12 protein-coding genes are annotated in these 14320 nt (G+C 63.7%); 7 read left to right on the top strand and 5 right to left on the bottom strand.

Features of this window, described 5'->3' with window-relative positions; translation table 11 throughout:
* The first annotated feature begins 73 nt into the window (after nt 1–73).
* On the top strand, nt 74–997 hold the full coding sequence (locus HSEST_RS11605) for a DUF7139 domain-containing protein (protein WP_229121091.1): 924 nt from the start codon (nt 74–76) through the stop codon (nt 995–997).
* A 112-nt stretch (nt 998–1109) separates the two neighbouring features.
* Nucleotides 1110–2141: a hypothetical protein gene (locus HSEST_RS11600; RefSeq protein WP_229121090.1), complete on the top strand. Its 1032-nt coding sequence runs from the start codon at nt 1110–1112 to the stop codon at nt 2139–2141.
* A gap of 55 nt (nt 2142–2196) precedes the next feature.
* Here the strand turns inward: HSEST_RS11600 and HSEST_RS11595 are convergent, their stop codons facing one another.
* Nucleotides 2197–2748: a hypothetical protein gene (locus tag HSEST_RS11595; protein ID WP_229121089.1), complete on the bottom strand. Its 552-nt coding sequence runs from the start codon at nt 2746–2748 to the stop codon at nt 2197–2199.
* 83 nt (nt 2749–2831) lie between these two features.
* Here HSEST_RS11595 and ubaA point away from each other — a divergent pair, with 83 nt between their 5' ends.
* A complete protein-coding gene (ubaA, locus tag HSEST_RS11590; protein ID WP_229121088.1) occupies nt 2832–3653 on the top strand; it encodes an SAMP-activating enzyme E1 in 822 nt (273 codons plus the stop codon).
* A gap of 125 nt (nt 3654–3778) precedes the next feature.
* Complete coding sequence (locus HSEST_RS11585; RefSeq protein WP_229121087.1) at nt 3779–4144, top strand: hypothetical protein; 366 nt, start codon at nt 3779–3781, stop codon at nt 4142–4144.
* Here HSEST_RS11585 and HSEST_RS11580 read toward each other — a convergent pair whose 3' ends face one another.
* Nucleotides 4145–5044, bottom strand: coding sequence for an ABC transporter substrate-binding protein (locus tag HSEST_RS11580; RefSeq protein WP_229121086.1), 900 nt, complete (start codon nt 5042–5044; stop codon nt 4145–4147).
* A 36-nt stretch (nt 5045–5080) separates the two neighbouring features.
* Nucleotides 5081–5371: a DUF6432 family protein gene (locus HSEST_RS11575; protein ID WP_229121085.1), complete on the bottom strand. Its 291-nt coding sequence runs from the start codon at nt 5369–5371 to the stop codon at nt 5081–5083.
* An 81-nt stretch (nt 5372–5452) separates the two neighbouring features.
* Between HSEST_RS11575 and HSEST_RS11570 the strand changes: the two genes are divergently transcribed.
* Nucleotides 5453–6313: an MSCRAMM family adhesin SdrC gene (locus HSEST_RS11570; RefSeq protein ID WP_229121084.1), complete on the top strand. Its 861-nt coding sequence runs from the start codon at nt 5453–5455 to the stop codon at nt 6311–6313.
* A 41-nt stretch (nt 6314–6354) separates the two neighbouring features.
* Nucleotides 6355–6747, top strand: a complete 393-nt coding sequence (locus tag HSEST_RS11565) for a DUF5611 family protein (RefSeq protein WP_229121083.1) — start codon at nt 6355–6357, stop codon at nt 6745–6747.
* Nucleotides 6748–6779: 32 nt separating this feature from the next.
* On the opposite strand, the gene HSEST_RS11560 is transcribed toward HSEST_RS11565, so the two are convergent.
* A complete protein-coding gene (locus tag HSEST_RS11560) occupies nt 6780–9065 on the bottom strand; it encodes an ATP-dependent DNA helicase (protein WP_324254834.1) in 2286 nt (761 codons plus the stop codon).
* 96 nt (nt 9066–9161) lie between these two features.
* Between HSEST_RS11560 and HSEST_RS11555 the strand changes: the two genes are divergently transcribed.
* Nucleotides 9162–10082: a hypothetical protein gene (locus HSEST_RS11555; RefSeq protein WP_229121082.1), complete on the top strand. Its 921-nt coding sequence runs from the start codon at nt 9162–9164 to the stop codon at nt 10080–10082.
* A 21-nt stretch (nt 10083–10103) separates the two neighbouring features.
* Here HSEST_RS11555 and HSEST_RS11550 read toward each other — a convergent pair whose 3' ends face one another.
* Entirely contained in the window at nt 10104–14291 is a 4188-nt protein-coding gene (locus tag HSEST_RS11550; protein ID WP_229121081.1) for an LAGLIDADG family homing endonuclease, read from the bottom strand.
* Nucleotides 14292–14320: the final 29 nt, after the last annotated feature.

The following is a 14320-nucleotide window of genomic DNA, read 5'->3' as shown; positions in this document are numbered from 1 at the left end:
ATGTAATATTTTACTACTGGAACGCCCACATATGGGGGAACAATAATTACAGAGGGGCGGGAAACACAGTTTAATGGCGGAAGACGACCCTTCGGACGACGACCTCCCGGACAACGTCCTCTTCGAGTTGTACCGGCAGTACATCGGCGAGCCTGACGACCAGACTGACGTCTATCTCGGGTTCGGGCTGTTCTTCGGCGGGATCGCGCTGGCAGCGTTCGGCCTCGTGTTCTTCTTGGTGGCGTATCTGTTCGGACACGGCAGCGACGCGTTCTGGCTGTTCCGAGAGATCGCCTTCGGGATGGGAATGCTGTCGGTCCCGACGCTGCTGCTCGGCGTGTTGGTCCTGTTACCCGTCGACGAGCGGGCGATATACGCGGGACTCGTGGGGACTGTGATCACTGTCGTCTCCGTCGCCGGGTTCGTCTATCTCTACCCCTACGAGTTTAACGTCGAAGGGGCCCAGTACACGGCCCACGTCGTCCTCGGATACGCCGTCGGGATGTCTCTGGTGCTTGTCTCCACTGGGGCGGCGCTGGTCGCTCACCAGATCGAGCGTGCCAAGCCCAGCCCCGCGGACATCGAGCCGATGGACGAGCCCGAACCCGAGGAATCCTACACCGACGAGGAAATCCGACAGGACATCGAGGCCGCGATGGCGGACGTCGACATCACCTGGGGCGGTGTCGAGCGCCACGAGGGACAGTCGTTGCAGCTGGACATCGACGACGATTACGATCTCTCCGGCATGGATGTCGAGGCCGAACGGATCACCAGCACTTCTTCGACTGATACACAGGTACAGGGCCTGAAGGCTCTGAAAGGCGGCGAAAAGAAGACGGCCACGTCCGAGTCGACGGTCGACGATCAGACCACGAAACTCAACGAACTCAGACAGCGCCGGAAGGACGAACAGGAGACGGCCGCATCGGCCCCGGAGTCCGAGGCGGGGCTCCTCGAACGGATCAAATCTTTCCTGGCCGGTCTCTCGCGATAGAACGGCCGTACACCGTCTCAGTCGCCCGATTTCAGCCAGCGGAAACTTACAGTCATAATCTATTTAGCCCATTTCACATAGTTTTATTAGACCGCCCATAGTTGTCCAGAACATGGCGAAAGGACTAGACGTCGGCACAATGAACATCATTTCGGCACAGCAGGAAGGCAACGAGACTGTCTTCGTCCAGCAGCGCAACTCGTTCGTCGAGATCGAGTACTCCGATATGGCCGAGCAGATGCTCAGTCGGTCGGACGTACTCCACATCCGCAAGGACGACAAGGTATACGTCGTCGGCGACGACGCGCTGAACTTCGCGAACATCTTCAACAAGGAGACCCGGCGGCCGATGAAACACGGGATTCTCTCGAGTGACGAGAAGTCGGCCATTCCGATGATGAAACTCATCATCGAGCAGGTCGTCGGCTCCCCGGACCATCCCAACGAGAAGGTGTACTTCTCGACGCCCGCGGATCCGATCGACTCGGATCTGTCGACGCTGTATCACCAGAAGACGATCGAGAGTTTCCTCGACGACATGGGCTACGACGCCGAACCCATCAACGAGGGGATGTCCGTCATCTACTCCGAGCTGGCCGACAACGACTTCACCGGACTGGGGATCAGCTTCGGTGCCGGGATGACCAACGTCTGTCTGGCCTACTACGCGGTGCCCGTCATGAAGTTCTCGGTCGCACGCGGTGGCGACTGGATCGACGAGCAGGCCGCCCAGGCGACGGGGACGCCCGTCGACAAGGTCACCTCGATCAAGGAGGAGGACTTCGAGCTGGACTTCACGACCGACGTCGGCGGCGTCGAAGGCGCACTCAGCATCTACTACGAGAATCTGCTGGACTACGTCATCGATCTCATCCAGCGCGAGATCGACGAGGAAGACGTCGAGGAGGGACTGGACGTGCCGGTCGTCGTTACTGGCGGCACCTCGACCCCCGACGGGTTCACCGAGCTGTTCGAGCGCCACCTCGAAGAGGCCAACATTCCGTTCTCGATCAGCGGTGTCTCCCACGTCGAGGAGCCGATGTATTCGGTCGCCCGTGGTGGCCTCGTCGCCGCCCGCTCCGACGAGGAACAGCCCGAGCAAGAAGAGCAAGAGGACGCCGAAGCCGTCGAGGCCGAAGACTAACCGTCACCTGCTGTTTCGTTTCGAGGCCGCGCTTTCGGGAGTGTCGACCGAGCGATCACGCTGCCTGCTCGTCGCCCGCGGTGCCGTCGTCCGCGTCGCTTTCGTCGTCTGTTTCGGCTTGCTCGCCAGTCCCTTCGCTCGCATCGGCCTCGTCGTCAGCGTCGCTTTCCTCGCCAGTCCCACCGTCCGCATCGCTTTCGTCGCCTGTTTCGGCTTCCTCGTCAGTCTCCTCGTCCCCAGGGTCGCTACTCGCCTCGTCTTCGCCGTCCGCTTCGTCTCCGCCCGCCGTCCGTTCGTTTCCACCGCCGACCAGCCCCGCCGTCGCGTGCTCGGCGCCCGTGTCGTCGGTCGGCACGACAGCGGGCTTCTGGGAACGGTCGATCTCGACCAGAGCGGCCGTCTCACCTGAACCGACGATCGCGGCGTCTCCGTCGACGTGTTTCTCGTAGAACCGCCGTAGGGCCCGCTCCCACGGTTCCGGATCCGGCTGTGTCGATACCTCGTGGTCGACTGGCGTGTCGACGAATCCACAGTCGGCGCACACGTACGCCTCTTCCTCGCCAAGCGAGTAGACCTCCAGGTCGCCCCCGCACCGGGAACAGTCCATACGGGCGGGTACAACTGTGAGGAATATAATTCCCCCGCTGTCGATCCGGTCGTTTATTCGCCTCAGGGGGCAAACTCTCTCTCATGTCGCTCGGGCTCGATCAGACGCAACTCGATCGCTACTCCCGCCACGTCATCCTCGACGACGTCGGTCCGGAGGGACAGGCCGCGCTGCTGGATAGCTCCGTGCTCGTCGTTGGAGCCGGCGGGCTGGGGTCGCCGGTCATCCAGTACCTCGCGGCCGCCGGCATCGGACGACTCGGCGTCGCGGACGACGACGTGGTCGAGCGCAGCAACCTCCAGCGACAGGTCATCCACGGCGAGTCCGACATCGATCGGCCGAAAGTCGACAGCGCGGCCGAGTTCGTCGCCGAGTTGAACCCCGACGTGACCGTCCGGACACACGAGGTGCGTGTCAGTCCCGACAACGTGCTGGATCTGATCGGGGACTACGACGTCGTCGTCGACGCGACCGACAACTTCCAGGCCCGGTTTCTCCTCAACGACGCCTGCGTGTTGACGGACACGCCGCTGTCACACGGTGCCGTCTACCGCTTCGAGGGACAGGTAACCACCTTCGAACGCGGGGCGGACTCGCCGTGCTACCGCTGTCTGTTTCCCGAGGCCCCGCCCGAGGGTGCCGTCCCGGACTGTGCGACCGCCGGCGTCCTCGGCGTCGTCCCGGGCCTGATCGGGACGATCCAGGCGACTGAAGTGATCAAACTCCTCCTCGGGTACGGCGAGTCCCTCGAAGGTCGACTGTGGAGCTTCGACGCCGCCGCGATGGACGTGGAGACGGTCCCGATCCGCCGAAACCCCGACTGTCCGGTCTGCGGCGACGATCCCGTGGTCACGTCCGTCGACGACGTCGACTACCCGGATCGGTGCCGGATCGCGAGCGAGTGACGACGGCGTGTGGCTGTCCTCTTTCAGGTGGTCGCTTCCTCGCTCACCCTCTCCAAGTATCAATACTGAGAATTTAACGATGTGATTTATGACCGTTTCAGTCCTCTATTCGGAGCGTAACTCCGATGCCGGCCCGACAGCTATCACAGTCGAAATTCGACGTCCGGTTGCCCGGGTACGTCGGGCTAGTCGTTGCGCTCGTCGCAGTGTGGGGGCTCGGTGACGCGGTCTCGACGCTGTGGGCGATCGAGGCGACGGGCTCGATCAGCGGCGAGGCCAACCCCTGGATCCACGCGGTGTTGGCGTACGACCCGGCGCTTTTGATCGTCGTCAAGGCTGCTGTCGTCGCGATCACCGGCGGCCTCCTCCTCTCTCAGCGTGCGTTCATCGAGAGCGTGCCCGGGTGGCGTCTCTGGTTCGGCTCGCTGCTCGCGGTCGGTTCGATCATCGTCGCCGGGAACGTCTACGTCGGGCTCGCCGCCGTCGCGTGATCAGTCGAGCGCGGTGGCAACGTCGCCCGGCGGACGTGGAAATTCCTCGGGATAGAGCACTCCAGCTAGATACTCGGCCGTTTCGATCAGCCGCGGTCCCGGTCGGTTGACGTAGTGGTCTCCGTCAAACGCGTACACTCTGCTCTCCTGTACGGCAGTCAGCTCGTCCCAGCCCGGACGGTCGGTGAGCTCGTCTCGGTTCGCGAGCGTCTCCTCCATGGAGTACCCACACGGGGCGGCGATCAGCACGTCCGGATCGATCTCGCGAATCTCGCGCCACTCGTGGGGTCGCGACCGATCGCCGGGCTCGGCCAGCGGATACTCGCCGCCGGCGATCTCGACGAGTTCGGGTATCCAGTGACCGGCACCCATGACGGGGTCCATCCAGTCGAGAACGGCGACTGTCGGCTCCGGCTCGATCGCCTGCGACCGGTTGCGGATCGCGGCGATCCGATCGTTCCACGCCGAGACACGCTCGGTTGCGGCCGGTTCGGTGTCGGTCGCGCGCCCGATCCGCCGAACGTCCTCGTAGAGGTCCGCCAGTGAATGTGGGTCCGTCGTCAGGATATCCGTCTCCAGTCCGAGATCGTCGACCACCGTCGCCACCTGCACCTCGTCGACGGCACAGACGTCACAGATTCCCTGCGTGATCGCCAGGTCCGGATCGAGGTCAGCCAGCAGGTCAGTATCGATCTCGTAGACGCCGCCGTTTTCCTCGGCGGCCGCGACCTGCGCGTTGATATCGGCGCTGTCGGCGGCCTCGTCGATTCGGGACCGCTCGACGGCGGGGATCGATTCGGCGGCCGGCGGGTAATCACACCCACTGGAGACGCCGACGGGTTCGACGCCCAGTGCGAAACAGATCTCCGTAGCCGAGGGCAACAGCGACACGACGCGCATACACGCGGTTCGGGTCCCGGAGGCAAAACGTCGCCGTTAGAACGGCAGTCGATCGCGAAGCCAGCTCAGCGACGAGTCCTCGTCCTGTTGTTGGGTCCCGACGACGCGTTCGTCGGGGACCACGACCGTCCGCTCGTCGTCTTCGTCGGCGGAGATCAGGCCGTCAGCCTTGAGTTCGGCCAGCGCCGTCTCCAGATCGTCGATTTCCAGGTCGACGTGTGAGCGCAGTTCGAAGACCGTCATTCCGTCCTCGGCCCTGTCGGCGAGGGCGTCGAGCACCGCGACTTCGTCGTCGTCGCGGTCGCGGTACTCCGGCTTGGCTTGCATGCGCGTTCGTTCGGCCGCGATTCTCTTACACTTGTCCCCCAAGCAGTACGCTTATGGTCCGAAGGCGGCCACGTAGTGACAATGAGTATCAAGTGTTCGCTGTTCGGCCACTCCTTCGACGACTCCACCGTCGAACGTGAGCGTGAGGAACAGGGGAGCGAGGTGGTGATCACTATCCGGGAGGTTCAGACGTGCACGCGCTGCGGTGAGACGCGTATCGTCTCCGAGAACAAGGAGGTGACGACGCTCGAAACGCCCGACGATGTGGGTGCGGAGCCCCCGGACGACGCTGTCGATACGGAGACAGATGAGTCGTCCCCACCGGACACGGCCGGACCCACCCAGCCGGAGGCAGCCATGGAGAGTCCACAGCCCGAGACGGGGTCGGCGTCCTCCGGCGCGACGGACGACACGATCGCGGACACATCGAGCGATGCTGTCGGGACTGAACCTCCGACTGAGGAGGTGGAGTCCCCCCCGGCTGACGTTACCCGGGATTCGGGGCCGAGCGCTTCGGGCACGTCGGATATCGACGACGAACCGCCGGTCACCGACGATGCCGAGATTCTCGACGACGATTCCGATACGTCGGATCGGGAGCCGGGGGAGTGGCCACAGGAGGACGACGAATCCGAGTCACAACCCGACGCGGACATCCTCACCGGGGCGGAATCGGATTCGGAAGGGGGTGAGCAGACCGACGCCGAGTTCGTCGCCGACGAGGGCGAGACCCAGACTAACGAGTGGCCCTCCGAAGACGAGATTGACGCCGCGGGCGAACCGGAATCGGCTGGCCCCGGCGCTGTCACGGCACCGGACGGGTCGTACGTCTGTCGGGAGTGCGGGTTCTCGACGCCGGTCGAGGAATCCTCGCTGCGTGAAGGCGACTTCTGTCCGGAGTGTCACCGCGGGACGCTCGTTCACGCCCAGGACGGCAACTAGAACGCGAAAAGGGTATACCGTCCCCCGGCCAACGGCCGTTCATGCGAGAATACAAGATGCGGCGCGGCGAGTACCTCTCCGACCGCATCCCGGACATGGAAGCGACCATCGAGGAGTATTTCGGCCCCATCACCGGAACTGACGAGTACAGGGACACCGAGCTGTACGTCGTCGAGGACCCCGACAACGCGGTGTTCAACCGTGTCGTCGCCGGGACCGTCGAGTACGGCAGCAAGAAAGACAAGCTCGCGCTGGACATCGACGAGCGCCCCGCCGAAGAGGTCATCGCCTCCGGCGACGTCGAAGCCGCCGAGGAAGCCGTCTCGCTGAAAAACGAGTTCCTGCTCGAGGCGACCGGACGCGACGCCAAGGCCCGTCGCGACTCGATGAAACGCTCCGTCGAGGACGAACCTGACGGCGTCGACGACGTCTGATCGGACACCCTGCATCGAACCATTCCCGCAGATCAGGGTTGTGGCGGCTTGCCGTCGTAGGCGTCCAGGTCGTTGTAGAAGTTCAGGAGTCCGAACTGTAGCTTCTCCGGCCCGACGTCGATCATCTCGGCACGCTCTTCGGCCGGGAAGGTCTTGCGGACGGCGTACCCCTGCATCTCTACTTCGCCGCTGCGGGTGTAGCGTTTGTCCACGAGCACCCGCGCCCCGAAGTCGGCCGGCGAGCGCACGACTCGTCCCAGCGCCTGTCGGGTCTTCCGGACCGTCGGGATCTCGACAGCGTAGCGCCAGCCGGCGTCCTCGGCGTCACTACCGCCGAAGGCCGCTCCGTAGGCGTCCTGGACGGCGTCCATTCGTTCGTCTAAATGCGGATAGGGGACGCCCACGACCACGGCCGTCCGGGCGTCGTCGCCGTCGTAGCTGACGCCTTCGGTGAGCGTTCCCCACAGCGACGAAAAGAGGACGCCGTCGTCACCGTCGGTGAACTCCTCGCGCAACTCCTGTGCGGATACCCCTGGCTCGTCGAGATACCGTTTCCCGTCGGTCTCGACGCGGTGGTAGTACCGCTCGGCCTCGGCGTAACTCGGAAAGAAGGCGAGCGTGTTTCCCGGCGTGAATTTGATGGCGTCCTCCAAGACGCCCGTGATCGTGTCCTGCGTGGACGGATCGTCGCGCTCGCTGGCAAACAGCGCAGGCGCCTCGACGGCGTAGGTCCGGCGTCGCTCCTCGGGGAACTGCGCGCCGTAGGCCATCGTCTCCGGGTCCTCAAGTCCGAGTACGTCCTCGGTCACCTCGAACGGTCGCAGCGTCGCGCTCATCAGCACCGCTGCGTGCAGATCATCGAACAGCGAGCGGGTCACGCGCTCGGGGATACAGGTGTACAACTCGGCACGCCCGTAGATTTCTCCGGCCCCACCGTCTCCGAGGCCGTCCTGTCTGCCTGTGAATCCCTCACGGTCGTCCGCGCGGCTCGCGGGTCGTTCCTCCCCGCTTGCTCCCGTTGATGGCTCACTTCGTTCGCCATCACGCCGAACGCTTATGACGGGATACATCCCCTGGCTGTCGCCCTCGTCGAACCACGCGTCCAGAAACGTCGCCGCTTGCAGCGTCTGACACTCCTTCCGGACGGTGGTCTCACCGTCCTTGTAGGCCTGTTCGTACTGCTGGTCGAGTTCACGGCCGAGTTCGAGCGCTCGCTCTAGCTCTTCTCGGTAGCCAGGACCGGTGTAGGACCGCAGGAACGACAGCGTCAGATCGTCCTTCCGGTCGGGGCTGTCGATCGGCAGATCCGTCCACTGATCGTCTACCTCCGCTTCCCGGACCGTGTCGGCTCCCATCGTCTCCCGGTAGGTCGCTTCGAGCGCGTCCCGGTAGGTCTCGATGACGTTTTCGGCAGCCTCGACGCGCGGGTCGTCAGTGTCAGCGAGTTCGTCTAGCGCTTGCCCGAGTGTGTTCTCGGTGAGCGTCCGGCGGGCGTGCTCGCGGGCGGCGTCCTCGACGTTGTGTGCCTCGTCGAAGACCGCGATCACGTCTTCGGGGTCCCGACCCAGCCACCGGAAGAACTGCTCGCGGATCATCGGATCCAGCAGGTGATGGTAGTTCGCGATCACCAGATCGACCCCGTCCATTCCCTCCTTGAGGAGTTCGTACCCACACAGCCCCTCTCGGTCGGCGTACTCGTAGATGTCTTCGGGCGTGCGGACGTCGTCGTACAGCCACGCGTAGAACTCCTCCGTATCCACGGTCAGATTCCGGTAGTAGTGTTCGCAGGTCGCACGGTCCTCGAATTCCGAGAGGTCGTCTTCGATCGCTTCCAGGTCGTCCATCACGGCCGACCGGGCCTCGGCGGCCTCGCCCTCGCCGGCCTGGCTGGCCTCGAGCAGTTCCCGCTGGCGACGCTCGAGTTCGGCTCGGTCACGTTCGAGTTCGACCTGCTCGCGCGTGGTGTCTCGCAGCGCCTGACACTCCTCGTAGCCCACGTCGATGTGACACATCGAGGCCTTTCCGCGGAAGACGAGCGCCCGGAGGTCCTCCGTCTGTGCGATGGCACTGGCTTCCTCGATGAACTGCCGCGTCTGCTGGTGGACGTTCGTCGTGATGACGACGGTCTTGTCGGTCTCGCGGGCGTACTCAAGGGCCGGCGTCAGCGACGCCAGCGTCTTGCCCGTCCCGCAGGCCCCCTCGAAGAGCACGTCTCGGCCGTCCCCGAGCGCGTCGTGGATCCGCCCCATCGCATCTCGCTGGTGGTCGTAGGGCTGGTCGTAGGGGAAAAACCGGAGGTACGACGGCTCTGTTGCCACGCCCGTAGATTGACCGCTCGCGGGCAAAAACGTTCGCCCACCGGAGCAAGTGGTCGGGTAGTTTGATTGTCCTCGCCTTTCACCTATCGAGCAGACATGGAGCGACGGCACGTCTTCGGCGGCGCGATTGCACTCACCGGGCTCGTTCTCACTGCAATCCAGCTCGTCCACGGAGTTCAGCAACTCGACGGCTTCGAGGGCCAGACCAGGGGGATCGTCTTCAGCGTCGAGACGGTCCCGTTCGTGCTGGTCGGGCTGGCATTGACCTACGTCGGCTACTGGTTGAGTCTACAGGACGAGTACGAACCGGATCTCCCGCGGATCGCCCTGTGGGGTCTCGGCGGTGGGCTGTTGTTCGCCTCGGTTTCGGCACTGATCGTCTTCAGCCAACAGGTCAAGCCGACGGTCGATATCCTCGATCAGGCCCGGTACATCGCGGTGAACCACGTCACTATCGGCGTCGTCGTCGGCGTCCTCGTCGGACTGTACGACGCCCGCGGCCGGGCACACCAGCGCGCGCTCGAAGCCGAGCGCGACCGCACCGAGCAGTTCGCCAACAAGGCCATGGACATCAACACTTACGGCCGGGAGCTCACCCGTAGCGATTCCGTCGACGCCGTGAGCGCGCTCTGTATCCAGGCCCTCCAGGGATTTCTCGGCCTGACCGAGACGGCCTTTGTCGTCGTCGGCGACGAGGACTACCGCCTCGTCGATAGCACGATGGTCGACGTCCCCGACAGCGCGCTCGCCGAACTGGCCCGGCGCTCGCGCGACCAGGAGCCGACGACCGTCGTGATTCACGACTCGCTTCCCGGTCCGCTCAGCGACCGGGCCGACGGCGCACTCTCGCTTCGGATCACCGAACTCGACGGTGGCTCGGCCGTCCTGCTCGCGCTGGCTGACGATCCGGACGGCTTCAACGACGAGGACGTGCAACTGCTCGAACTCCTGCTTGCGCACGCCGCGACGGCGCTCGATTTCGTCTCCGACGAACACACGATCGACGCCGGTCGGTGATTCCGCGGCGGCCAGCCGTTATCACGTCGTCCGCAGGTTCCCGTTGGTCGGCTCGTAGATCTCGCCCTGCTGTTTGAGCTTCTCGATCTCGTGTTCGGCCTTCGATTCGTCGATGCCGACCTCCTCGGCACGCTCGATCACGACCTCGACCGGCGCGCCGTCGTCGTACTCGTCCTGGATGTCGGCGATGATTCCCTTGAGGTTCTGGATGCGATCGCGCTGACTTTTCGAGGTTCCGGTCTCGATGACGTCGGCGTCGAGTTCGCCGGTCTCGGGGTCGACGCCGATGTCCTGCAGCGACGAGCGGACGATCTCGATCACTCGCTCGGCGTCGCGTTGCTCGACAGTGTCCGAAAGACGAACTCGGGCAGAGGATTCCGCCAGCCGGATGAGCGCCTCGATCTTCCGGGCGGTGACGGGGACTGCGGCGTCCTCGTCCTGGCCTTTCGAGCGCAGGTCGACGTAGAACGACTCGATCTCGTCTTTGGCCTCCTCGGTCATCGTCGGGAAGCAGTTGCGCTTGGCGTAAGCGATGTATTTGCGCAGGAGTTCGGGCTCGATCGTCGGATCGACCTCCTCGGTGACAGTCTCGACTTCCTCCGCCGAGAAGTCCGGCGTCGCGTTCTCCTGACGGTGGGTGTGCAACTCGCCCGCGTAGTTGGTCGTCAGGATGTGCTGGGCCAGCTTTCGATCCTTCTCCTCGTCGGGCTTGTCCGTGACCGTGAAGATCAGATCGAACCGAGAAATGAGGGCGGGCTCCAGATCGATCTGCTCGCCGATCGGTTCGTACTGGTCGAACCGGCCGTACTTGGGGTTTGCCGCGCCGAGCAACGAACAGCGACTTTTCAGTGTCGCGTTAATTCCGGCCTTGGAGACGCTGATCGAGTTGTGCAGGACGACGCCCTGGCTGACGAACGTGTTGGTCGGCTCGACGGTCACGTCGTAGACCCACTCGGTCGCGTACTCGTCTTCGTTGGAAACCGTCTCGATATCCGTGACTTCGTAGTATCGGAGGTCACACTTCTCTTCGAGGGCGTTGATCCGACGCTGGGCTTCCTGGAGTGCGTCCTCGATCGCTCCCTCCGCAACGGTCGCGAGCTCGTCACGACGCTGTTGGTCGTAGCCTCCGTCCTCTGCGTAGTGGACCGCGCTGGCCGTCTCGCCGTCCAGACGGTCGGCTAGCTGTCGACCGGACCAGCCGATTGCTGTCCTGAGTTCTCCAAGCGTGTCGGCTCGTTCAGCCCCCTCGCGCACGGTGGCAATCCGTTCGCGCAACGTCGCGAGTTCGTCCTTGACTGTCTCGATCTGGACGCCGTATGATTCGTCCAGATTTGGTCGATACCGACCGGTCAGGGCCAGCCCCAGTAGCGTTCGCAGTGTTCGCAACTCCTCGGCCGCACCCGGCGGCAACACGTCGTGGTGGCGTACCGTCTCGTCGCTTCGCTCGGCGAACGCGACGGCCTCCTCGTAGCGGTCGTCCGCTGGTTCGACGACGCGTTCGACGAACTCCCCGGTTGAGTCACCCATCACGTAGACCTTCCAGGCGTCCTCTGCGCTATCGTGATGGATGCGAGATCCGACGCCGATCTTCGAAAGGGCGTCGGCGTAGTCTTCGGCGAGTCCGTCCGATGCAGTCGAGAACGACATCGCCTCGCTCTCGACTCCGCCGTCCCCGGCGAACGCACCGACGAGGAACCGGCGGATCGTTTCTTCCGACGCTCCGAGGACGACAGACGGGATCCGCTTGTCGCGTGCAGTGTGCATCATCTCGGGGAAGTTGCGTTCGAACCAGCGGTAGAGCTTCGTCGAGACCCACCGTTTGGTTACGGTTCCCGCCTCGTTCGTCGTGTCGGTGCTCTCCATCCCGAACACGTCGTCCATGAGTCTGTCCATCCGGCCGAGGAGGCGCTCGTCCTGGTTCGAGAAGCCGATCTCGTGTGCCGAGCCGGCGTAGCTGTGGCCCTCGGCTGTCAGCAAGCCAAGGATCTCACCCAGATCGGGCGACAACTCCTCGGGCAGCGAGACGTCTTTCTCTTTGCCGATGCGTGCTTCGTCGTCGAGTTCGACTGCCGCGCTGCTGTTGGGGAGCTTCCGCGGTGCGGGGACGTACGTTCCCTCCTCGATGTTCTCGGCGGCAACCGTCCGAATCTCGCCGTCGACGTCGGCGAACATCGGGTGTTCGGGCGTCACGATGACGTCGCGGCCGTTCGAGAACGTGACCCGAACGAACTCTTCGGGTGCCTCGTGGCGGCTCATCCGGTCGATCGACGTCTTCTGTACGTCGTTGTCTTCTAGATCGACCGTATGAACGCCGGCGTCGTCGATCGGGAGAATCTCGCAGTCGACGCCGTCGACGACGTCTCCGGGGTTGTCGTCCATCCGCTCGTCGACGAACTGCCCGATCTCGACCCGTCGACCGTCAGCGAGCAGTATCTCCGAATTCGGGTGGTAGGATTGTTGTTCGAGTGCTTCGTGCATTGCCGATCGATCGTCCGCGGCCATCTTGTCGAGTTCGTCGACTGCCGCGATCCCTTGATCGGCGAGAACGAGCGCTCCAGCCTCTAACGTCCACTGCTGGCCGTCTCCGAAGTCGTCTCTAACAGCCGCAGCGGTGAGCCCAGCCGCCGAGGATCCTTTCCCCGACGTATAGACGGATCTCGGGGCGATATTTTGGATATATGATAGCATCTGAGAGTTGTGAGAGACGATCCCGTTCGAAATGTAGTTGTGCGTTCCCTCGACTTCGAGATCGTATACCCAGTCGTCGTCGGGTTCGAGGCGCTCGATGCGATCGATGACATCCGTTCCTGCAAGAGCGGCCCCACCGTCCGCTATCGCGTCAGCGACCTCACTGGCGGTGTCCGTAGCGGCTGGCTCGACGGCAACCCGCTGCCCGTCTTTGAGGTTGTCTGCCCGAACTGCCTGAAATCCCCTGTTCGTCCGGACGAACAGGGGATGTGACGGCGTTACTTCGACTTCACGCCCTGTTGACGTTCGGATCTGGTACAGCTTCTCCGGCGCTTCTCGCTTCCAGACCTTGGTCACCTGTCGCTGTTCAATCTGTCCATCGGCTTGCAGTGAGGGAACACTGAACTCAGCTGTGTCCCACACCCCATCATCGACCGGCTTGCGATCGTCAAGATTTGACTCGACGAGTTCTCGAATCGGACGTGTCGTGCCGTCTCCGAGTGTCACGCTCGTGTCGCCTGCGAGGCACTTTCCTGTACCAGGGTCACCGATCAAGAGCATATGCAGGTCCCCACGGATCCGAGAGCCGTCGGGGAGGTCCTTCGAGACGCCCGAGAACAGCTGGAGGATCATCGAGAGCTTCTCCTGCTCGTAGCCGTAGATCGAGGGGGCGATCGCGCCGACCATCTGCTCGTAGATGTCGGGTTCGTTTGAGAGCTCGACGATTTCCTTTTTGTCCTCGTCGGTGATGTCCATCTCCTCGAACTGCTCGTCCTCGATCTCGACGGTCATCCCGTCCATGTACGTGTCGAACATGGGGGTCTTCTCGTTGCCGCTCTCCCGCTGGTCGAGTTTGAGGATGCCGCTCACGCGGACGTGATCGCCCGCGGTGACGTTGCCGGTGATGTCGTCTTCGATGTTGACGTCGATCGACTGGGGGGTCTCGCCGCCGCGCAGCCCTTCGGGGGACTCCTGGACGCGGATCTTCTGGGCGTCGATGAACTCCGACTGGTCGAAGTTGATCCGGAAGGGGCCCTGACGCTCACAACCCTGACACTCGTGGGGTTCCTGGAAATCGCCCGTCGTCTGGGGGATACGGGTCAGCGTGCCACAGCGCTGGCACTCGAAGGCCGCGGTCGTCACCTTCGGGCGGACCTCCGTGGCCTTGCGGACGATCCCCTGGACGCTGATGAGCTGGCCGCGGTGGTCCGCGCGGATGTCCCGGATGCCTGTCGTCTCCGGGAGGTTCTCGATGCGGACGTGGGCCTGCCCGAGTTTCACGTCGACGGGGAGGTCGTAGAGTCGCAGCGCCTCCTCGGCGTATTCCTGCAGCTGCTCGGGCTGGTTGCGGACGTCCTCTGCCAGATCCGGGTCGAACCGGTAGAGGTCCTGCCAGTCGACGAATAGCGACTTCTGTTCGGAGGGGTACTTCTGTGCGAGTTCGCCGATCTCGTTGCGATAGTAGTCCCGGTAGAACTCCTCGAAACGATCGATGAGTTCCGTGTTGTCCGCGGTGGCCATTCGATCGAAACAGGGTTGGGCGCACTCAC

The sequence above is a fragment of the Halapricum desulfuricans genome, assembly GCF_017094465.1.
Lineage (GTDB): Archaea > Halobacteriota > Halobacteria > Halobacteriales > Haloarculaceae > Halapricum.
The sequence above is the reverse complement of the archived record's forward strand: the minus strand, read 5'-3'. Positions and strand labels throughout refer to the sequence as shown.